This is a genomic window from Salmonella sp. NW1250, assembly GCF_051812965.1.
In the GTDB taxonomy this organism is placed as follows: domain Bacteria; phylum Pseudomonadota; class Gammaproteobacteria; order Enterobacterales; family Enterobacteriaceae; genus Salmonella; species Salmonella enterica.
The window spans coordinates 109,405-130,749 of sequence record NZ_JAMNDD010000012.1 but is presented as its reverse complement, the minus strand read 5'-3'; the positions used below and the strand labels follow the sequence as shown (position 1 = coordinate 130,749).

22 protein-coding genes are annotated in these 21,345 nt (G+C 53.2%); 8 read left to right on the top strand and 14 right to left on the bottom strand.

Going from position 1 to position 21,345, the window contains the following annotated elements; translation table 11 throughout:
- Positions 1-37: 37 nt before the first annotated feature.
- Genes NBA72_RS19340 through NBA72_RS19325 form a run of 4 tightly spaced genes read right to left on the bottom strand, consistent with a single transcriptional unit; the run spans position 38 to position 3,451 of the window.
- Complete coding sequence (locus tag NBA72_RS19340) at positions 38-544, bottom strand: protein disulfide oxidoreductase (RefSeq protein ID WP_042949602.1); 507 nt, start codon at positions 542-544, stop codon at positions 38-40.
- Complete coding sequence (locus NBA72_RS19335) at positions 534-1,157, bottom strand: DsbA family protein (protein WP_000876685.1); 624 nt, start codon at positions 1,155-1,157, stop codon at positions 534-536. The genes NBA72_RS19340 and NBA72_RS19335 overlap by 11 nt, the downstream gene beginning before the upstream one ends.
- Complete coding sequence (locus tag NBA72_RS19330; protein WP_042949599.1) at positions 1,154-3,040, bottom strand: protein-disulfide reductase DsbD family protein; 1,887 nt, start codon at positions 3,038-3,040, stop codon at positions 1,154-1,156. The genes NBA72_RS19335 and NBA72_RS19330 overlap by 4 nt, the downstream gene beginning before the upstream one ends.
- A 48-nt stretch (positions 3,041-3,088) precedes the next feature.
- A complete protein-coding gene (locus tag NBA72_RS19325; RefSeq protein ID WP_001118899.1) occupies positions 3,089-3,451 on the bottom strand; it encodes a copper resistance protein in 363 nt (120 codons plus the stop codon).
- 235 nt (positions 3,452-3,686) lie between these two features.
- Between NBA72_RS19325 and cbpA the strand changes: the two genes are divergently transcribed.
- The 3 genes from cbpA to NBA72_RS19310 all read left to right on the top strand — a co-directional run bounded on the left by cbpA (position 3,687) and on the right by NBA72_RS19310 (position 5,928).
- Positions 3,687-4,607, top strand: a complete 921-nt coding sequence (cbpA, locus tag NBA72_RS19320) for a curved DNA-binding protein (RefSeq protein ID WP_000420603.1) — start codon at positions 3,687-3,689, stop codon at positions 4,605-4,607.
- A complete protein-coding gene (cbpM, locus tag NBA72_RS19315; RefSeq protein ID WP_001284251.1) occupies positions 4,607-4,912 on the top strand; it encodes a chaperone modulator CbpM in 306 nt (101 codons plus the stop codon). Before cbpA ends, cbpM begins: the two co-directional genes overlap by 1 nt.
- 653 nt (positions 4,913-5,565) lie before the next feature.
- A complete protein-coding gene (locus NBA72_RS19310; RefSeq protein WP_001537781.1) occupies positions 5,566-5,928 on the top strand; it encodes an anti-adapter protein IraM in 363 nt (120 codons plus the stop codon).
- Between the two features lie 407 nt (positions 5,929-6,335).
- Here the strand turns inward: NBA72_RS19310 and NBA72_RS19305 are convergent, their stop codons facing one another.
- The 9 genes from NBA72_RS19305 to hpaG form a co-directional block, all read right to left on the bottom strand.
- Positions 6,336-7,274 carry an MBL fold metallo-hydrolase gene (locus tag NBA72_RS19305; RefSeq protein ID WP_000976558.1) on the bottom strand — a complete coding sequence of 313 codons (939 nt, stop codon included), beginning with the start codon at positions 7,272-7,274 and terminating at the stop codon, positions 6,336-6,338.
- 13 nt (positions 7,275-7,287) lie between these two features.
- A complete protein-coding gene (hpaA, locus tag NBA72_RS19300; protein WP_000336602.1) occupies positions 7,288-8,184 on the bottom strand; it encodes a 4-hydroxyphenylacetate catabolism regulatory protein HpaA in 897 nt (298 codons plus the stop codon).
- Between the two features lie 9 nt (positions 8,185-8,193).
- Entirely contained in the window at positions 8,194-9,570 is a 1,377-nt protein-coding gene (gene hpaX / locus NBA72_RS19295; protein ID WP_001285795.1) for a 4-hydroxyphenylacetate permease, read from the bottom strand.
- A gap of 72 nt (positions 9,571-9,642) precedes the next feature.
- A complete protein-coding gene (gene hpaI, locus NBA72_RS19290; protein WP_042949595.1) occupies positions 9,643-10,434 on the bottom strand; it encodes a 4-hydroxy-2-oxoheptanedioate aldolase in 792 nt (263 codons plus the stop codon).
- 10 nt (positions 10,435-10,444) lie between these two features.
- Positions 10,445-11,248 (bottom strand): 2-oxo-hept-4-ene-1,7-dioate hydratase, encoded by an 804-nt coding sequence (gene hpaH / locus NBA72_RS19285; RefSeq protein WP_000884795.1) that lies wholly within the window; start codon positions 11,246-11,248, stop codon positions 10,445-10,447.
- Between the two features lie 143 nt (positions 11,249-11,391).
- Positions 11,392-11,772 (bottom strand): 5-carboxymethyl-2-hydroxymuconate Delta-isomerase, encoded by a 381-nt coding sequence (locus NBA72_RS19280; RefSeq protein ID WP_001119849.1) that lies wholly within the window; start codon positions 11,770-11,772, stop codon positions 11,392-11,394.
- A 9-nt stretch (positions 11,773-11,781) separates the two neighbouring features.
- Positions 11,782-12,633, bottom strand: coding sequence for a 3,4-dihydroxyphenylacetate 2,3-dioxygenase (hpaD, locus tag NBA72_RS19275; protein ID WP_042949592.1), 852 nt, complete (start codon positions 12,631-12,633; stop codon positions 11,782-11,784).
- 1 nt (position 12,634) lies between these two features.
- Entirely contained in the window at positions 12,635-14,101 is a 1,467-nt protein-coding gene (gene hpaE / locus NBA72_RS19270; RefSeq protein ID WP_000723524.1) for a 5-carboxymethyl-2-hydroxymuconate semialdehyde dehydrogenase, read from the bottom strand.
- Positions 14,098-15,387, bottom strand: coding sequence for a 4-hydroxyphenylacetate degradation bifunctional isomerase/decarboxylase (gene hpaG / locus NBA72_RS19265; RefSeq protein WP_000679210.1), 1,290 nt, complete (start codon positions 15,385-15,387; stop codon positions 14,098-14,100). The genes hpaE and hpaG overlap by 4 nt, the downstream gene beginning before the upstream one ends.
- A 274-nt stretch (positions 15,388-15,661) precedes the next feature.
- On the opposite strand from hpaG, the gene hpaR reads away from it, so the two are divergent.
- The 3 genes from hpaR (at position 15,662) to NBA72_RS19250 (ending at position 18,412) form a co-directional block, all read left to right on the top strand.
- On the top strand, positions 15,662-16,102 hold the full coding sequence (hpaR, locus tag NBA72_RS19260; protein WP_000543922.1) for a homoprotocatechuate degradation operon regulator HpaR: 441 nt from the start codon (positions 15,662-15,664) through the stop codon (positions 16,100-16,102).
- 217 nt (positions 16,103-16,319) lie between these two features.
- The gene (gene hpaB, locus NBA72_RS19255; protein WP_000801496.1) at positions 16,320-17,882 is read left to right on the top strand and encodes a 4-hydroxyphenylacetate 3-monooxygenase, oxygenase component; all 1,563 of its coding nucleotides are present in this window, start codon (positions 16,320-16,322) and stop codon (positions 17,880-17,882) included.
- A 17-nt stretch (positions 17,883-17,899) separates the two neighbouring features.
- Complete coding sequence (locus tag NBA72_RS19250) at positions 17,900-18,412, top strand: 4-hydroxyphenylacetate 3-monooxygenase reductase subunit (protein ID WP_001195556.1); 513 nt, start codon at positions 17,900-17,902, stop codon at positions 18,410-18,412.
- 332 nt (positions 18,413-18,744) lie between these two features.
- On the opposite strand, the gene hiuH is transcribed toward NBA72_RS19250, so the two are convergent.
- Complete coding sequence (gene hiuH / locus NBA72_RS19245) at positions 18,745-19,155, bottom strand: hydroxyisourate hydrolase (RefSeq protein ID WP_000833182.1); 411 nt, start codon at positions 19,153-19,155, stop codon at positions 18,745-18,747.
- A 135-nt stretch (positions 19,156-19,290) separates the two neighbouring features.
- Here hiuH and hprR point away from each other — a divergent pair, with 135 nt between their 5' ends.
- Together hprR and NBA72_RS19235 are read left to right on the top strand one after the other, a co-directional pair.
- Positions 19,291-19,971, top strand: a complete 681-nt coding sequence (gene hprR / locus NBA72_RS19240; RefSeq protein ID WP_000698205.1) for a response regulator transcription factor HprR — start codon at positions 19,291-19,293, stop codon at positions 19,969-19,971.
- Entirely contained in the window at positions 19,964-21,328 is a 1,365-nt protein-coding gene (locus NBA72_RS19235; RefSeq protein WP_042949588.1) for a heavy metal sensor histidine kinase, read from the top strand. The genes hprR and NBA72_RS19235 overlap by 8 nt, the downstream gene beginning before the upstream one ends.
- The last annotated feature ends 17 nt before the right edge of the window (positions 21,329-21,345 follow it).

The following is a 21,345-nucleotide window of genomic DNA, read 5'->3' as shown; positions in this document are numbered from 1 at the left end:
AGTAAACGCGTTAGCGCCGGGAAACCCCGGCGCATATTCAGAACGTTTTTGCCCACCATAGCCGAAGCTTCATGCCCCAATAGCTGGTCCAGCCGCTGGTGGTGAACACAACCCGACCTTGTGAAACCACCACCAGCGTTGGCGTCACGCTGATTTCCCAGCCAGCGGATAAGGCGCCGTTAGCATCATTGATGACCGGGAAGTCAACGCCCTTGCGCGCCAGCCAGCGGGCAACCTCAGCGTCATCGCCGGAGCGGAGCGCAACGGTCATGACGTTTTCTCCTTCCGCCGCCAGGCGAGCGACCGCAGGCGTAGTAAAGCGGCATACCCCGCACCAGCTGGCCCAAAAATAGAGCAGTACGGGGCGTTCCTCGCTCAATGTCGCCAGAGTTGTCGACTCTCCCGTCAGCGTACGTAATGGTGTCGCGGCAAACGCCGGAGGCGCCTGCGGCGCGCGCCAGACGTCCATGACCACCATTATCGTGATGAGGAGCGCCAGAAAAACCGCGGCTTCACGCAGCCAACGCCGCAGTTTACCCGCCATTGGCAGCCGCCAGTTTTTCTTTCACCACCGCTTCCAGCGTATCCCAGGGCACCGCGCCAGGAATCAGCTCGTCGCCAATGATCGTCGCTGGCGTTCCTTGCACACCGACCAGCCTTGCCAACTGCAAATTAGTGCGTATCGTTTCCATGCTTTTTTCATCCAGAGTCACTGGCGTAGCCCCTGCTTTCTGCTGGGCCTGTTTAATACTGTCATCCGTATGGTAACCGCGCTTTTGCATGAGTTTTTCATGTAGCGCGAGGAACTGTTGCGGATGCTCGCGCCAGGTGGTCAGCGCAATACGCGCCGCCAGTATGGAACTCTCTCCTTTAAATGGCAGCGGTTTAATAATGACCGCAACGTCAGGATATTTCTGCACAATCTTTTCCAGCATCGGATCGAGCTGTTTGCAGTACGGGCAGTTGTAATCCGTAAAGTTCACCAGCGTCAGCTTAGGGTGTTTAGCGCCTATCCGCGGGCTGGCAGGATCGTTAAACAACGCCGCATGGATCAGATTTTCAATCTGCTTTTCCTGATCCGGCGTAAAAGGAGCGGTTTCTTGCGCGATGCTCAGCGTCGAAAACAGCGCCAGCAGCAAAACAATCATGTATTTCATTGGGTTATTCCTTTCGCTTTTTTCAACGTTTGTAATACCGCATCGCGGGTCAGCAAAGTGGGCAATGCCTCCCCTTCCGGCAAGCCGGAGCCATATACCTGATTAAACGGCACGGCGACCTGGCCACGCGTTTTCAGAAAATCTGTAATGGCATCGGACGGCAGCGTCCAGTCTCCCCGCAGCGCCACAACATCCGGCTGTTGCAAGGCGGCCTGCACATCCTCTTTTTGCAGGACGTTGTATTTATTCACTTTACAGGTAATACACCAGTCCGCAGTGACATCGACAAATACCCGCTTATGCTGCGCCAGCGCCGACTGGATTGCCTGTTCACTCAACGGTTGCCACTGAACCGTGTCTTGCGCGCTCTTTGACGCAGTGAAGCCGAAATGCGGCAGGAGTAACGTCGCCAGCCAGATAGCCGACCCCAGCATCATCAGACCGAGGATCCTGCGCAGGACATTCATCCAGCGCCCGGGGCGCGGTAAACGTAGCGCAAGCCCTGGTCGTATCGCGACCAGTAGCCACGGCGCGCTCATCCCCAGGCCTAGCGCAAGGAACAGCCCCCACAGCGTCGGCAACGACGCCGTGAGCGCCACGGCGACCGCCGTGCCCAGAAACGGCGCGCTACAAGGCGTCGCCAGCAGCGTGGCGAATGCCCCCTGCCAGAAATGTCCCGACATACCGTTACCGCCGTAAGTGGCCAGTTTCGTGGTCATAGATGAGGGAAACCTGAACTCAAAAAGCCCGAACAGGCTGGCGCTAAACAACAACATCACCAGCGCCATAAAACCAATAAACCATGCATTCTGGAACTGAACTCCCCAGGCCAGCGCATGGTTTGACAGGCGAAGGAGGGTCATAAACGCCGCCAGCGCCATAAATGACGCAATGATACCGGCGACCGAAGCCAAAAATTGTCGCCTGATGTGAGAGCGGCTTTTTTCCTCTACCAATAAAATAGAGCCAAGTTTCATGCCCAGAACCGGCAGTACGCAGGGCATTAAATTAAGAATCAGTCCGCCGATCAGCGCCATCATTACAACTTGCCAGAAAGGTAGCGCCGCATTGTCCGGCGTTTGCGCTGGCGCAGCGCCAATGGTTTGCGTGCTCTCCTGGGCGATAGCGCCATCGGCTAACACGAGGGTCAGCGATTTGTTGCGCAAATCGGGCGCCTTTTCGCCCCAACTGTCCGTCACCGGCACCGTCGCCTGTAACCTGTCGCCCTCTACGCGCAGGCGAGGCTTCGCAAAATCGACGTCATCTATGGTGTCAAGATAGAGCCCGGGCGATGACCAGCCCGCCGCTCGCGTAGCAGTGACCACCAGTTCTCCCGGGCGATAGCCGACGTCAAGCGAGTCCGTTAGTCCACTGCGGAGCGGAACTTTACCCATCGCCCGCGCATAGTCATGGGCAAAATCGGCATTCTGCACAGTGGGCGTCACGGAAAAGGGGTAATCGGTCAACAGACAAACATTGCTGCAGGTTGATAACGTCAACACGCCGCTCAAGGTCGCGGGCGGCGTACCGCGCACGATCATCGGAAAGGTCACCTCGTCGTGATATCCCTGGGTGGTGATATTCGCCACATCAAAGCGCGAGGGGGTTGGCCAGAACCAGCTTACCTCAGGCATGTCGCCTTTCCAGGCGATAGAGGGCGCCACGCCCCCTTCCCCCGGCGCGCGCCAGTAGGTTTTCCAGCCGTTTTCCAGTTTGACATCCAGCAACAGCCGGGTCTCACCGTTAGCGGACGTATCGGCACGTAGCCGTATGCTGGCATGGTCGTTATCGGGCGAACGCAGCCAGCCGCTTTCCGCCGCCCAGGAGACGGGCAGCCAAAGCCATAACAGGCAGAACAGTATCCGCCTGAACAAAATCATCATATTTTTTCTCCGTGAATGAGTAATTAACCGTTAGCAATAACCGGTCTGTCATTCACGGAAGACACAAAATCGTAGATGTACCCGTAATGTGGGCGGCGAAATAGCCCGTGGAGGCGAAAACGGCAGGCGCATGACCCGGACAGGCGCCAGTAAGGAAAGCAGTAGACAAAGCGCAAGGATAGCGCCTTCAAAGAGTACCGGAGGCGCCGCCAGCAGCGACTTGGCGCTTAATTCGCAGGGGGTGACCGGCGAGCCGTCATCTGTCGAGGAGGGAGCGCTGATCACCGCAGCAGAGGCCGTCGCCTGCATCTGCAAGGCGTGCAGGCCCGCCATGCGTTGCGCGGTACAAACCATTACCACGACACATGCAAGGCAAAGAAACCACCAGCCCATCCGTTGTTGTTTCGCCATTGCGCCCTCACTGTTTAACGCGAGTTATCTTAGCCACTGGCGCGGTTTTGGCAACCTTTCCCCTGTAAAGTTATGTCGGCGCGCTGCGCAACCTTCTGATAGTCGAACAACGTAATTTATTCTTACTAATGATATAACTGGTGTTTTCATACGCACTTTTCAGGTTTACCCTACACTTAGTGGAGAAACCTTTTTGGGGTCCCTTCTGTATGTATTGATTTAGCGAGATGATGCTATGGAACTTAAGGATTATTACGCCATTATGGGCGTGAAACCGACGGACGATCTCAAGACGATTAAGACCGCCTATCGCCGACTGGCCCGCAAGTACCATCCAGATGTCAGCAAAGAACCCGATGCCGAAGCCCGTTTCAAAGAGGTTGCTGAAGCATGGGAAGTGCTGAGTGATGAGCAACGGCGCGCCGAGTATGACCAGTTATGGCAACACCGTAACGATCCACAATTTAATCGCCAGTTCCAGCAACACGAAGGCCAGCCGTATAACGCCGAAGATTTTGATGATATTTTCTCGTCTATTTTTGGTCAGCACGGTCGCCATTCGCACCACCGCCACGCCGCACGCGGTCATGATATCGAAATTGAAGTGGCGGTATTCCTGGAAGAAACGCTGGAAGAGCACCAGCGTACGATTAGCTATTCCGTCCCCGTTTATAACGCGTTCGGCCTGGTGGAGCGGGAAATTCCCAAAACATTGAATGTGAAAATCCCGGCTGGCGTCAGCAACGGGCAACGAATCAGACTGAAAGGCCAGGGCACGCCGGGGGAAAACGGCGGACCTAATGGCGATTTATGGCTCGTTATCCATATTGCCCCGCATCCGCTCTTTGATATTGTCAATCAGGATCTGGAAGTCGTCCTTCCGCTTGCCCCATGGGAGGCGGCGCTCGGCGCTAAGGTGTCTGTGCCAACGCTTAAAGAGCGTATTTTGCTGACCATTCCCCCCGGCAGCCAGGCTGGTCAGCGGCTGCGTATCAAAGGAAAAGGATTAGCCAGTAAAAAGCACACTGGCGATCTCTATGCCATCATCAAAATCGTTATGCCGCCGAAACCTGACGAGAAAACAGCTGCCCTGTGGCAACAACTGGCGGACGCGCAGTCGTCCTTTGACCCACGCCAGCAATGGGGGAAAGCATAATGGCTAACATCACTGTCACCTTTACCATCACCGAATTTTGTTTGCACACCGGCGTGACGGAAGAGGAGCTAAACGAAATCGTCGGACTTGGCGTAATTGAGCCTTACGAAGACGATAACGCCGACTGGCAATTCGACGATCGCGCAGCGAGCGTGGTACAACGCGCGCTACGCTTACGCGAGGAGCTGGCGCTCGACTGGCCTGGGATCGCGGTCGCGTTAACGCTGCTGGAAGAGAATTCACGGCTGCGCGAAGAAAACCGGTTACTGCTGCAACGCCTTTCTCGCTTTATCTCGCATCCCTAATCCACGATAAAGGCAATAAACCGAGGGTGGGCTTTCTGCCCACCCCGGATTTACATGCACCCGGTATAATACCAGAATGCCTCTGACATACTTCCCCCAACGGAAGAAATATAGCCTTTCACCGCGCACAACCCGATCAACGAACCGCCAATGTCAGCCATTAATGCGCCATTGCGAAGATCATCGTTTAAATAAAGACCAGCCACACGTTCACATTTTTTAGATACGTCGGTTATTTTTACACGTTAGCGATCATTTATTGCCTGAAGAATATATTCTTTCACTGTTTTGTACTCTCTGGTTGATACGTACCTTCTCCCTGTCAATGCCGGGTAAAATGTACCGCTGCGCTTACAGGTTGCGGTATTTATAAATAAGAAATACAACAGTCACTTACAGTTTAATAATTGAGCGTTATAACATCCACTACCGCCCAATATTTACACCACGCCTAAAATACAAAAATGTAATAGAATGTAAACAAAATAAGAGCATAAAATAAATAACTTATTAAAAAATCAATATAAATAGAGTGGTCAATAAAAAACGATCGTTTTCAACGAGTTATGTTTCTCAGATTTTCATCTATCCTGAATAGGCTTGCGGAAAATGTAATTTACACCATTGACTATTTCACTTAAAAGGTTTCTGTAATGGAATGGAAGGTCGTTGATACAGTTATAAGTCCCTCTACCGGAGTGTCGTTCTCATGCATACATAGCCTAAAAAATCTTAGATTGACCTTATGGTATCAGGCAGATGTTTACATGCCTCCAGGTAGCATTATCATCCCCTTTAATAAGGGGGTCTTAATAAACGATAAACTTTATCCCGTTACTGTTTACAACGTTACCAGGTTTAATCCTGTTCTATGGAAATCGCTTAAAGAAAATAGCCACTGTCCTGGTAACTGCAATCCTAAACCAGAAGCCTGCAGTTATCCTTTCGAGTGTCTGGTATCCGTTTGTCCATTTGGTTTAACCAGAAATATTCAAATAGATAATAAGAAAGTTTAGGAAATAAAGTATGCATTAGCCATACTACTGATTAAGTGTATTCGCGCACGTTTGCAGTATTTTGCAGTTAAATATGTTTGATATAAAAATTGTACAGTTCGGATATTTTTTGATTCGTTTAATCTAACCTTCACTTTGGCAATGAGGAGCCGGTACAGAGGATATTACTGATGGCCGGCAGACAAAGAAACGCATTGCTTTTAACACTGTATAAATTCCATCCGTGACATTCTTATTTAGTGATATTTCACCAGAGCAATCATCTTACCTTTATTGTGCATAAAAATCAGCAAGTAGTGTTTAGAAAAAATAATGTTTTAGACAAAAGCTCTGCGCGTCATGCTGATCGCCAAAAGCATAACGGGCTGACATCATGCCAGCCCGTGGGTTTACCCCTGCCCTGATACTTACGGTACGCTTATCGTCATATTGTCATGACCGACAATGACAGGGCCCGGGTAATTTTTCATGGCTTCCTGTTGCCAGACGTCATCCGCAACCGTCGCAGGCACCAGATGACTTAACACCAGTTTTTTCACGTGGGCCTCGCGAGCAATCTTACCGACATCTTCAATCGTGGTGTGATGCGACGCAATCGCTTCAGCCAGCGTTTTTCCGTTGCCAATACTATTAGCCAGTTTTGCTACCGAAGGGACATGTACCGCCTCATGTACCAGGATATCCGCCCCCTGGGCAAACGTTGCAAGCGGCGGAAACCAGGACGTATCGCCAGAGAAGACGATTCGCTTACCCTGGGTATCAAAACGGTAAGCAAACGCTTCACCGTCCGGGAAAGGGGAATGAGGCACTTTCAGCGCGCTTATTGTAACCAGTTCATCTTTATAGATGACGCCCTGGCTAATATCGGTCGCCTTAACCAGGTTGCGCGGATCGGGTTTCCCCTCTTCTTCCATGCGTAGCGTGATATCCCTGTCAAAGACCTTCCAGCTAGCCTTCGTCATCGCCTGGGTTCCCGGCGGGCCATACACCTGTATGGTATGGTCTTTCAGACCACTTGCCCAGGCATTCATCAGCAAGGAAGGATAATCCAGTATGTGGTCGCTGTGCAGATGGGTGAGCAAAATAGTATTGATGTTGCGCAGTGGAATGCCGTTTTTCACCAGTTGCAGACTGGCGCCGTAGCCGGCATCTATCAGCCATATTTTATCGCCGATAGTGAGCGCCGTCGCTTGCGGTAGTCTGGCTGTATTGAGCAAAGAAGGCCCGCCTTTGGTGCCCAGTAAAACAATGTTGATCTCTTGAGGCGCAGGAGCACCAGCAGCAATAGCAAGGTGGCTTTGCGCCAGCATACAAACCGCCAGCATAGCGACGCTTTTTTTCATCATGTTTTTACTCTTCTTAGTTGAGAAAAGAGGGAACTTCACGTTGGCGAAACTGCGAAGGAGAACAGCCAGCAAGGCGATTAAAGAAACGGGCGAAATAAGCCGGATCTTTAAAACCTAATTGCCAGGCGATCTCGTTGACAGCATTGTCGGAAAAAAGCAGCAGTCGTTTCGCCTCGCGTAATTGCCGATCAAAAATCAGGCGTTTAGGCGGGCGATTAGCAAAACGGCGGCAAATATCGGTCAAACGAGATTCGGTAATATGCAACTCACAGGCATAATCTGGCACCGTCCAGTGCTGATGGAAGTGGTTGTCAATTAACAGGGTAAAGCGCTGAAAAAGTTTCAGTTCACCGCGCATCCCGGTTGCGGCGTGATCGTCCAGCTTCGCATTACGCAACAGCAAGGTAAATACCGCCTGCGCCAGTAGCACCAGGGTATGTTCGCAGCCAGCCAGTTGTTCCGTGGACTCCCGCTCAATTAGCTGCCAGTAATGTTTGAGCGCCGCCAGCTCGTTGGGTTTATCCGCCAGCGACAGACAGATTCCCGGCAGGCCGAAGGCCTCTCTGGTGCCGGGATAAAGTACTTCCAGCAGCGGCCAAACCAGCTCTTCGCGTACCGTCAGAACATGGCCATCGCTATCCGATTCGGTAATAAAAGCATGCGGCACCGAGGGCGGCGTAAGCACAAATAGCGGCGCCTGCACCGAATAGCGATGATCGTCGAGCTGTAGCTCAATCTGCCCGGTATCAAGAAAGTGCATTTGAAAAAACTGGTCGTGGCGATGCGCCTGCATATCACGACCAAAGAAATCCGCCATACGAGCAAACGACTGATAATGCACATCGTTACTGCCCATGCTTTCGTCATACTCTTTGCTGATATCAATATTGGCGATCGCACGTTGGCACATAGTTTCTCCTCAAGGGGTGGCGCGCGGACGCGATGCTTTCATGGGAATGAGCCAGATAATGGCGGCGCCGACGACTAACAGAGAAGCGACAAACCAGAGTCCGCTATTGAAACTACCGGTGATATCTTTTAGCCAGCCAATCATAAACGGGCTGAGCGCGGAGCCAATATTGCCGGTGGCATTGATGACCGCAATGCCTATCGCCCTGGCGCGTAAACTGATCGACTGATCCGGCGTGGTCCAGAAGATCGCCATCGCGCTAAAGGAACCCGTGGATGCCATCACGATCCCCAGGAGCTGGATCAGGTTATGGTCGGTCGCCGACGCCAGCAGCCAGCCCGCGGCGGCAAACAGGAACGGCAACGCCGTGTGATGTTTACGCTCCTGATGTTTGTCCGAATGGCGGCTCCAGTAAATCATGCCCAGAATAGTACAAATCTGCGGGATCGCCGCCAGCAGGCCGATGGTGATATTGCTGCTGCCTTCATTAAAACTTTTCAGGATTTGCGGCGTCCAGATACTAATGGCGCTAAGCGTATTGGTAAGGCAAAAATAGGCCAGCGTATACATCAGTACAATTGGCGTGAATACTTCGCGCCACAGACTACGCTGCTGCATGGCGTTATGGCTGATGGCCCCCTCCGGCTGAACCAGCGTCAGGCGGTCATTATCCATCATCTCCTGCAAACATTTTTTATCCTCTGCCGTCAGCCATTTGGCTTTTGCCGGGGTATCATCCAGGTAAAACCAGACCATAATGCCTAACAAAACTGACGGAAATCCTTCCAGCAGGAATAACCACTGCCATCCATGCAGATTGAATATGCCGTCCAGCGATAAAATATAGCCGGAGACAATCGACCCCAACGCGGTAGTGGCCGGCATGGCAATCATAAATAATGCGTTGGCGCGGGCGCGGAAAAATGCCGGGAACCAGTAGGTTAAATAGAGCAATATTCCTGGCAAAAAGCCCGCTTCGGTAATGCCCACCAGCATTCGCAGCACATACAGGCTTTTCGGTCCCACCGCGAACATCGTGGCGGTAGATGCAATGCCCCATAGCACCATAATGGTCGCAATCCAGCGGCGGGCGCCGACGATGCTCAACATCACGTTGCTGGGAATGCCGAAAATGACGTAGGTGGCGTAAAACAGCGTCGTGGCAAGGCCAAACATGGTGGCGCTTAACCCCAGATCCTGCCCCATCGTCAACCCGGCAAAACCGATGTTGATACGGTCTAAAAACGAGAAGATAAACAACACGAATAAAAATACGATCAGTCGGCGGAACAGTTTATTTATGACGGTTTGTTGACCCGTGCTGAGCGCGTTGTGCGAACGGACAGACTCGGGGCTTTCCGGAAGTGCAGATGATGTGTCGCTCATTTTTTTTCCTCTGATGGGAATTTTTGTAGGGTACTACGGTTGTCCGGTAGCGCTGCGCTTACCGGGCCAGGCTTAATAGACGCCGGACGCACCGGACAGGTTTTTTTCTGCGCCAAAGCGCGCCGCCAGCGCCTCCGCGCCGCGCGCCAGCAGCGTGGTGTCAACGCCGACGGCGACAAATAGCGCTCCCAGTTCCAGATAACGTTTCGCCAGTGCTTCATTGGCCATCAGAATCCCCGGCGCTTTCCCCGCCGCACGTATCTGCACGATGGCGTTCTCAATCGCCGCCTGCACTTCCGGGTGCTGCGGATTGCCGGCAAAGCCCATATCGGCGCTGAGGTCCGCCGGACCAATAAACACGCCGTCAATGCCATCCACGTCGAGAATTGACGCCAGATTGCTCATCGCCTCACGCGTTTCAATCTGCACCAGTACACACATGGCGTCGTTGGCCTGGTGGAGATAGTCCAGGATGCGATTCCAGCGCGATGCCCGCGCCAGCGCGCTGCCCACGCCGCGAATACCGGCAGGCGGATAACGCGTAGCCGCCACGGCGTTTCGCGCTTCATCAGCATTCTGCACCATCGGTATCAGCAGCGTTTGCGCGCCGACGTCGAGCAGTTGCTTTATCTGTACCGGATCGTTCCATGACGGACGCACCACCGGCTGGCTGGGATAAGGCGCAATCGCCTGCAACTGGGTCAACACCGTCTGCACGTTGTTTGGCGCGTGTTCACCGTCGATCAGTAGCCAGTCGAAGCCGGCGCCCGCTAACAGTTCAGCGCTGTAACTGTTGGCAAGCCCCAGCCACAAACCGATTTGCGGACGCCCCGCTTTTAACGTGTCTTTGAAAGCATTTTTCATCGTTTTTTCCTTACACAAACCGGCAACTGATCGCGCCCATGTTGCCGTAATCGACATGGAAGGTGTCGCCCTTGCGCGCCGGCACCGGGCGGGTGAACGAGCCGCCGAGGATGATCTGCCCGGCTTCAAGCTGGACATCGTAGGGGGCAAGCTTGTTCGCCAGCCACGCCACGCCGTTGGCCGGATGATTCAGCACGCCTGCGGCGACGCCGGTTTCTTCGATCACGCCGTTGCGATAGAGCAGCGCGGAGATCCAGCGCAGATCCAGCTCGTCTGGTTTGATGGGACGACCACCGAGGATCACCCCGGCGTTGGCGGCGTTGTCGGAAATGGTGTCGAACACTTTGCGCGGACGCTGGGTTTCCGGGTCGATGTTGTGGCTGCGGGCGTCAATCAGTTCTAGCGCCGGAATCACATAATCCGTGGCATTGTAGACGTCGAACAGCGTGCAGTGAGGGCCGCGCAGCGGTTTCGCCAGCACGAACGCCAGCTCCACTTCAATACGCGGGACGATAAAACGGTCGGTGGGGATATCGCCGCCGTCATGGAAGAACATATCGTCAAGCAGCGCGCCGTAATCCGGTTCGCTGATTTGCGAACTGGCCTGCATCGCTTTTGAGGTCAGGCCGATTTTGTGGCCTTTGAGCGTGCGCCCTTCGGCAATTTTGATATTGACCCATTCGCGCTGTACGGCATAGGCATCTTCAATAGTGATGTTGGGATAATCCAGCGACACTGCGCGAATCTGTTCACGCTGTTTTTCAGCCTGATTAAGTCGCTGGGCGATCAGGGTATGGGTCTGTTTATCGAGCATAGTTGCTTCCTGTTACGTCATTCGGTGCTGCTGCGCCGGGTAGCGACGCGGGTGCGTCTTACCCGGCCTACGGTTCGGTATTGCTTCGTGCATCGTTTTTTTGTAGACCCGGTCAGCGCAGCGCCACCGGGCGAAAGAGTGTGCTATTTAAATAACGCGTGTACGTTGTTTTGTTTGTAATTGAGCGTCGGATGTAGCTCGGCAATCTCAAACGACAGCGCCAGATAGCGGTTCTCCATCAGGTCGGCGAAGTGGGCTTTAATCAGCCCAAACAGCATTTCGCCGACTTCCTGACGGCTCTCCAGGCTGCGCCCGGCGCCGATTTTCAGCGTCATATGCACAAACGCGTAATCATGCTTACCGTCAGCCATCTGCCAGGTATCCAGCCAGTGGGCGCGACTGCGGATACCGCCGATGGGGAAAATCCCGCTGGCGGCCAGCGCCTCGTTTACCTTGCTGAACAGGCCGGGTAAATCAGCCTGCTCGCGAATATTTTCAGTACATTCAGCAATAAAGTGCGGCATAAACACCCCTTACACAGGCAGCGGGAAAACAGCGTTCACCTGGCCAGTACCGGAGCTGGCGAACAGGTCGGTGATGAACTCCACCTTGCCGTCGTATTTGTCCCAACCCAGCATTCCCAGCAGCATGACCGTGTCGTGCATGTTGCCTTCGCCGTAGCAGTAGTCGGCGTACTCCGGCAACATGGTGCAAAACTCCTTGAATTTTCCTTCGCGCCACAGCTTGACCACACGCTCGTCCATTTGATGATCGAACTCGCGGGTGTAGCTGTTCATCCCCTCTTCCGCCCGTTGGTCGTCAATAAAACGGTGCGACAGAGAACCACTGGCGAATACCGCTACGGTACCGTCATATTTCTCAATCGCCTTGAGAATGGCTTCGCCCAGTCTGCGGCTGTCGGCAAAATCATGCACAGTGCAGAACGCCGAGATGGAGACCACTTTGAAGTGCTTGTCGCTGTTCATGTAGCGCATCGGTACCAGCGTGCCATACTCCAGCTTCAGGCTCGGGATGTTATGCGCTTTAGCGCGCACGCCCAGTTTGACTGCCTCGTCGGCGATCAGGTGGCCGAGCTCCGGATTGCCGTCATAGTCATAGGTCATGTCGCGAATAAAGTGTGGCAATTCGTTGCTGGTATAGACGCCCTGGAAATGGTCGGCACAATTAATGTGGTAAGCGCTATTCACCAGCCAGTGGGTGTCGAATACGATAATGGTGTCAACGCCCATTTCGCGGCAACGCTTGCCAATTTCAATATGCCCATCAATGGCTGCCTGACGACAACCGTGATTTTTTCCCGGCAGTTCAGAAAGATACATCGACGGCACGTGGGTAATTTTTGCTGCTAACGCTAACTTGCCCATATCAAACTCCCCATTTTGGGATAGGATGGTCGCCCATTGAGATGCAGACGTTTTTCATTTCCGCAAACACTTCGAAGCTATATTCGCCGCCTTCGCGCCCGGTACCGGAGGCTTTCACGCCGCCGAACGGCTGGCGCAGGTCGCGGACGTTCTGGGTGTTGACGAAGACCATGCCGGCTTCAATCCCACGCGCCAGGCGCAACACTTTGCTCACGTCCTGGGTCCAGATATAAGAGGCCAGACCGTATTCGACGTCGTTCGCCAAACGTAACCCTTCCGCCTCGTCTTTGAATGGCAGCAGGCAGGCGACCGGCCCAAAGATCTCTTCCTGCGCAACGCGCATACGGTTGTCGACATCGGCCAGCACGGTTGGGCGCAGGAAGTTACCGCCTTTCAGATGCGCAGGCAGGTCAGTGGGTTTTTCCGCACCGCCCGCCAGCAGCGTTGCACCTTCTTCAATGCCGAGGCGAATATAACCGGAGACTTTTTCCCAGTGCTGTTGGCTAATCAGCGCGCCGACCTGGGTGTTCGGGTCGGTCGGATCGCCGACACGCAGGCGATTCGCGCGTTCGGCAAAGCGCTTCACGAACTCAGGGTAAATGCTCTGCTGGATAAAGATGCGCGACCCGGCGGTGCAGCGTTCGCCGTTGATCGAGAAGATGGTGAACAGCGCGGCGTCCAGCGCGCGCTCAATGTCGGCATCTTCAAAAATCAGCACCGGCGATTTGCCGCCCAGCTCCATCGAGTATTTTTTCAGGCCAGCATTTTTCATGATATTGCGACCGGTGGCGGTCCCGCCGGTAAACGACACCGCACGCACGTCATGGTGGCGTACCAGCGCATCGCCCGCCGTCGCGCCATAGCCCTGCACCACGTTCAGCACGCCTGCCGGAATTCCTGCCTCCAGCGCCAGCTCGCCCAGCCTGTCGGCAGTCAGCGGCGACAGCTCGGACATTTTGAGCACCGCCGTGTTGCCCAGCGCCAGGCACGGCGCGACTTTCCAGGTCGCGGTCATAAACGGCACGTTCCACGGCGACACCAGCGCGCAGACGCCGACGGGCTGCACCAGCGTATAATTGAGCATTTTATCGTCAACCGGATAGGTCTTGCCGTTCATCTGCTGGCACACTTCGGCGAAGAATTCGAAGTTATGCGAGGCGCGCGGGATCAGCACGTTTTTAGTCTGGTGAATAGGCAGACCGGTGTCGGCGGTTTCCATCGCCGCGATTTCCGGCACATGCTGGTCAATCAGGTCACCCAGACGACGCATCAGGCGCGCGCGCTCTTTCATCGGCAGGTTGGCCCACTTCGGGAACGCCTCTTTGGCCGCCGCGACAGCCTGGTTCACTTCTGCTTCACCGCCGGAGGCCACTTCCGCCAGCACGTCACCGGTCGCCGGGTTAGTGGTCTGGAAGTAGTCGTTACCTGCAACGTTTTTGCCGTTAATCCAATGATTTATTTTCTTCATTTTGCACTCTCCTCACTGACGATTCGGTTAACCAGGCGACCCACGCCTTCTACTTCCACGACAACTTCATCCCCCGGCACCACATCGGACAGCCCTTTCGGCGTACCGGTGGCAATCATGTCGCCCGGTTGCAACGTCATAAATTCGCTCAGATAAGAAATCAGGAACGGGATGCTGAAGATCAGATCGGCGGTCGTCCCTTCCTGGCGCAGCTCACCGTTAACAAAGGTGCGTAACGTCAGGTTGTGCGGATCAGAAACCGCCTCTTTATCCACAATCCACGGGCCTATCGGCGTCAGGCCGTCGCGGCTTTTTACCCGCAGATTCGGACGGTAGTAGTTTTCCAGATAGTCGCGGATCGCGTAGTCGTTACAGACGGTGTAACCGGCCACATACTCCATGGCTTCGGCTTCGCTCACCTTACGCGCCGTTTTGCCAATCACCACGACCAGTTCGGCTTCATAGTGCATATATTCGACGTTGTTCGGGCGCACCGACGTTTGGTGATGTTCGGTAAAGGTGTTTGGCGCTTTGATAAATACCAGCGGCTCTTTCGGCGGCGTAAATGCCAGCTCGCTGGCGTGATCGGCGTAGTTCAACCCCAGCGCAAATAGCGTTCCCGTCGCTGACAGCGGCCACGTAAACGTCTGGTGGCGGGCGAATTCATCTTCTGCGACAACCGGATTTTCCAGAGCGGGTAAACCTTTCGCCAGAATACGCACCCGATCGCCGGGACGCAGCGCAACGCGATTCTGCGGCGTACCAAGTAAGATCGCATCGCCAGGGTTAAGCGTAGCGAACTCACTTAACGCGCTAAGCAGTTGTGCGGCGCTACGCTGTAAATCGGCAGTATTCCAGTGGTCCGCTTCTCGTCCGTTGATTTCAGTGATAATGGTGAGGTTATCCACATCACTCAGCGGCGCCATTTCACCCAGCGGGCAAAAGCCATCGCGACATTTCGCTTTAATCGCCGGGCGATAAAAGCTCTCTTCCGGCAGGCTGACCTCGTTAGCCAGCGCATACCCGGCGATATAGTCCGCCGCCGCTTCAGGGCGTATCCGGCTGGCGGTTTTCCCCACAATGAGCGCCACTGTCGCGCCGCTCAGTACCTTTTCTCCCTGCGGATAAGGAATGGGTTCGCCGTGACGAATCACCGTATTACGCGGCTTGATGAACCACACTGCGGTTTTAGGCGGCGCATTATAGGGAGGCTGAGAGAAAGCCTCTTGCCAGGCATCAAGCTGACTGCGATGGTTTAAGGCAACGGCGAAAACAGTACCCTTCATACATAAACTCCTCAGGCCGATTTAACGGGCTGTGATTTCATTAATATATTAATGATTAGATTTATGCTTTCGCTGTACATTTAGCAAGCTGAAGTAAAGTATTTGTGATGTGATTAACAATATTTTCACAAATTTATTATTAAATGCATACATATCAAAGAGTTAAATAAAACTGCTTGTTTCTGTTAAACTTTGGACATAAAACAGATGTCATAGCTCACATCGGTAAACACGATTATTCAGGTATTAATAATTCTGCAAAAGAGAAACGCTTATGCATGATTCATTAACCATCGCCTTGCTTCAGGCGCGCGAAGCGGCAATGACCTATTTCCGCCCCATCGTTAAAAGCCACAATCTGACCGACCAGCAATGGCGCATTGTGCGAATCCTGGCCGATAGCCCCTCTATGGATTTTCACGAGCTGGCCTTTCGTACCTGCATTTTGCGTCCAAGTCTGACCGGAATATTGACGCGCATGGAGCGAGACGGACTGGTGTTGCGACTCAAGCCGGTTAACGATCAGCGTAAGTTATATGTCATGTTGACGGAGCAGGGACAAACGTTGTACGCCCGTGCCCGGAGCCAAGTTGAAGAGGCTTATCGAAAAATTGAGGCCGATTTCACGCCCGAAAAAACACAGCAATTGATGCTGCTGCTGGACGATCTTATTGCTCTGGGGCGCCAGCATCCTGATAGCGAAGCGGAAGCATAGTATTCTTACCTTCCCACGCCGCCGACACGGGAATCCCCTCCCGCTTACAACGTTGACGGCGATCGCATTTTACTCTTCTTCTTCGACGTTCATCTGAAAAGTACCCGCCGTTGTCCTGAAAGTCTCTTCACAGTTTACGCTTCTGTCTATTCAATTAAACAACAAATAAGAAACATATTATTAACAAAGCATTCCGATTAACGAGGAAGAGGCCGCAATGAAACCTGAAGATTTTCGTACTGATAACAAGCGTCCGTTAACGGGCGAAGAGTATTTAAAAAGCCTGCAGGACGGGCGGGAAATTTATATTTACGGCGAACGCGTTAAAGATGTTACAACACATCCGGCATTCCGCAATGCCGCAGCCTCTGTCGCACAACTGTATGACGCATTACATAAACCGTCGATGCAAGATACCCTGTGCTGGAATACTGATACCGGCAGCGGCGGTTATACGCATAAATTTTTCCGCGTGGCGAAAAGCGCTGACGATCTGCGCCAACAGCGTGATGCTATCGCCGAGTGGTCACGCCTGAGTTACGGCTGGATGGGACGCACACCGGATTACAAAGCCGCCTTTGGTTGCGCTCTGGGCGCTAACCCAGCCTTCTACGGCCAGTTTGAGCAGAACGCCCGCAACTGGTACACCCGTATTCAGGAGACCGGCCTGTACTTTAACCATGCAATCGTCAACCCGCCCATTGACCGCCACAAACCTGCCGACGAAGTGAAAGACGTCTATATCAAGCTGGAGAAAGAGACGGACGCCGGGATTATTGTCAGCGGGGCGAAAGTCGTCGCTACTAACTCCGCCCTGACTCACTACAACATGATTGGTTTCGGCTCAGCCCAGGTGATGGGCGAAAACCCGGATTTCGCTCTGATGTTTGTCGCGCCAATGGATGCCGAAGGCGTAAAACTTATTTCGCGCGCCTCGTATGAAATGGTCGCGGGCGCGACGGGCTCGCCGTTTGATTATCCACTCTCCAGCCGCTTTGATGAAAACGATGCCATTCTGGTGATGGACAAGGTGTTGATCCCGTGGGAAAACGTGTTGATTTACCGTGATTTCGATCGTTGCCGTCGCTGGACGATGGAAGGCGGTTTTGCCCGTATGTATCCACTGCAAGCCTGTGTTCGTCTGGCGGTTAAACTTGATTTCATTACCGCGCTGCTGAAAAAATCGCTCGAATGTACGGGTACCGTAGAGTTCCGGGGCGTGCAGGCCGATCTCGGCGAAGTCGTAGCCTGGCGCAATATGTTCTGGGCATTGAGCGATTCTATGTGTTCTGAAGCAACCCCGTGGGTAAACGGCGCCTGGCTACCGGACCACGCCGCGCTGCAAACCTATCGTGTGATGGCCCCAATGGCCTACGCGAAAATTAAAAATATTATTGAACGTAACGTTACCAGCGGCCTGATTTACCTGCCTTCCAGCGCCCGCGATCTGAATAATCCGCAAATCGACCAGTACCTGGCGAAATACGTACGCGGCTCTAACGGAATGGACCATGTTGAACGTATCAAAATTCTTAAATTGATGTGGGATGCCATCGGCAGCGAGTTTGGCGGTCGCCATGAGCTGTACGAGATTAACTACTCGGGCAGCCAGGATGAAATTCGTCTGCAGTGTCTGCGTCAGGCCCAGAGCTCCGGCAATATGGATAAGATGATGGCAATGGTCGATCGCTGCCTCTCCGAATACGATCAGAATGGCTGGACGGTTTCGCATTTGCACAATAACGACGACATCAATCAACTGGATAAGCTGCTGAAATAACGCGGCAGGAGGTTCTCATGCAAGTAGATGAACAACGTCTGCGTTTTCGCGATGCGATGGCAAGTCTGGCGGCAGCGGTCAACATCGTAACCACGGCGGGTCACGCCGGACGCTGCGGTATCACCGCAACAGCGGTCTGTTCCGTCACCGATACGCCGCCCTCCGTGATGGTATGTATTAATGCCAATAGCGCCATGAACCCCGTCTTTCAGGGCAACGGCAGGCTGTGCATTAATGTACTTAACCATGAGCAGGAGCTGATGGCGCGCCACTTTGCCGGTATGACGGGGATGGCGATGGAAGAGCGTTTTCACCAGCCATGTTGGCAAAACGGGCCGCTGGGCCAGCCGGTACTTAACGGCGCGCTGGCCGGTCTTGAAGGCGAGATCAGCGAGGTACAAACCATTGGCACGCATCTGGTGTATCTGGTGGCGATCAAAAATATTATTCTTAGCCAGGATGGGCATGGCCTGATTTATTTCAAACGCCGTTTTCATCCGGTCAGACTTGAGATGGAAGCGCCTGTTTAACCGTCACTCATGCCCACAAGCGGGATAACCACCGCTTGTGGGAGAAGAGTCGATACGCTGAAGATTTTTATTCCCGCCGCGATGTTTGCTCGCCATAAATCGCGGCGATTAATACAATCTAAGAGCCTATCCCACCAGGCGTTATTGGCGCAGCCAGTTTGGACACGGACAGCGCGCAAAAACCGGAGCGTACACGTAGTACGTGAGGTTTGACTCGCTACGCTCGCCCTTCGGGCCGCCGCTAGCGGCGTTCAAAACGCTAACGCGTTTTGGCGAGCACTGCCCAGGTCCAAAATGGCAAGTAAAATAGCCCTAATGGGATAGGCTCTAAATTAGCTCCCGCGATAGGTTGAATAACCATACTGACTTAATAACAGCGGCACATGATAGTGCTCATTCGTTTTGCTGATATGAAACTCGACGGGAATCTCCGGGAAAAACGTATCCAGTTTTTTACTTTCAAAATACTGGCCGGTTTTAAAAATAACGCGATAATCCCCCGGCGCGGCAGCTTTTTCGGGCCACAGTGCTTTAATACGTCCGTCCTGGTCGGTATGCCCGGTGTTTAATTGCGTCCATCCGTTATCCTTTTTCTGCTCCAGTACCACCTCCACGCCGGGCGCCGGTTTGCCTGTTTGCTGATCGAGAATATGTACGCTGAGAATATTGTTGCCAGCGGCCAGCGCCATTGCCGGGGCTGCAACAAGAGACGCTATCGCGGTAGCCAGTATATATCGTTTCATGCTTCACTCCTTTACGGTATTGATGCAGGAAAATATATCTGGCGCGTCCAGGATTAACCTTACACGGACATGACAATTATGTCATCTTGTTGGAGATTTACGGATTCGCTAACAAGCCTATGGCATACTGCGTTGATGAAGATTTTATTGATTGAAGATAACCAGAAAACCATTGAGTGGGTACGTCAGGGACTCACGGAAGCAGGCTATGTGGTTGATTATGCCTGTGATGGACGAGACGGATTACACCTGGCCCTTCAGGAACATTATTCATTGATTATTCTTGATATTATGCTGCCGGGGCTTGATGGATGGCAGGTTTTACGCGCGTTACGCACTGCGCATCAGTCCCCTGTTATTTGCCTGACGGCGCGCGACTCGGTTGAGGATCGCGTCAAAGGTCTTGAGGCGGGCGCTAATGATTACCTTGTTAAGCCTTTTTCCTTCGCCGAACTGCTGGCCCGGGTGAGAGCTCAACTCAGACAGCATGTCCCTGCCTTTACTCGACTGACGATCAATGGTCTGGACATGGATGCCACAAAGCAATCAGTGTCACGAAATGGCAAACCGATTTCCCTGACCCGCAAAGAATTCCTGCTCCTCTGGTTACTGGCGTCCCGGGCAGGAGAAATCGTGCCCCGAACCGCGATCGCCAGCGAAGTTTGGGGAATTAACTTTGATAGTGAAACCAACACCGTTGATGTCGCGATTCGTCGGCTGCGCGCCAAAGTAGACGATCCATTTGAAAAGAAGCTCATTATGACCGTCCGGGGGATGGGTTATCGATTACAGGCGGAAACGTCGCAGAATGGTTAAGTTATCAATGACGCTGCGCCTGACAATTTCTTTTATCGCCATCCTTATCCTCGCCTGTACCGGCATTAGCTGGACGCTCTATAACGCGCTGAGCAAAGAATTAACGTATCGGGATGATATGACGCTAATAAATCGGGCGGCGCAAATGCAGCAACTGTTACTGGATGGCGCCAGGCCGGAAAATCTGCCGCTCTATTTCAATCGGATGGTGGATACGAAGCAGGACATCTTATTGATCCATTCAGCAACAGGCCACAATGTTGCGATTAATCATAGCGGCATCCCCGACCAACGCTTTAACGAGATTCCGCTGACTAAAAACATCACCCACGAAACCTTATTTCGCCAGGCGGTACAAGGCACGGAGCTGACCGCGGTACGAGTAAACGCCAGAAGCGGCAATGACCCGCTGACCCTTACTATCGCCAGGCTGGCGACGGAAAGGCGGCAAATGCTGGCGCAATATCGCCGTAACAGTTTGCTGATTAGCCTTATCGCGATCCTCGTCTGTTCGGCGCTCAGTCCATTAGTCATCAGAAACGGGCTGCGGGCCATTACGTCGCTCAGCCGACTCACTGCGGCGACAGATAGCGGCACACTTCGCCAGCCGTTGGCGGAACAGGCGTTACCCGTTGAGCTCAGGCCGCTTGGACAAGCGCTAAATACCATGCGCCAGAAGCTTTCCGACGATTTTGAACGCCTGAACCAATTTGCCGACGATCTGGCGCATGAGCTGCGCACGCCGGTTAATATTTTACTGGGGAAGAATCAGGTGATGCTGAGTCAGGAACGCAGCGCCGAAGAGTATCAACAAGCCCTTGTCGATAATATTGAAGAGCTGGAGGGACTGTCGCGACTGACAGAAAATATTCTCTTTCTGGCACGCGCGGAGCACCAGAATATAGCGGTAAAAAAACAGCCTGTTTCGCTCAATGCGCTGGTCGAAAATATGCTGGATTATCTTAGCCCCCTTGCCGAGGAGAAGCGCATCTGTTTTATAAATCAATGTCAGGGAACGGTATGGGCTGACGAAATATTATTACAAAGAGTGCTCTCAAACCTGCTGACGAATGCCATCCGTTATTCTGATGAAAACGCCGTGATACGTATTGAAAGCGCTTATGATGATAACGTTGCAGAAATTCGGGTCGCTAATCCGGGCAGCCACCCCGCCGATGCGGATAAGCTTTTCCGGCGTTTTTGGCGAGGAGATAATGCCCGCCATACTGCCGGTTTCGGCCTGGGGTTATCGTTAGTTAACGCGATTGCTCTATTACACGGTGGTTCGGCATCTTACCGCTATGCCGATGAACATAATATCTTTTCGGTTCGTCTGCCTGATAGCGCTGATAGCTAAGGTCAGTACAGGTTCTG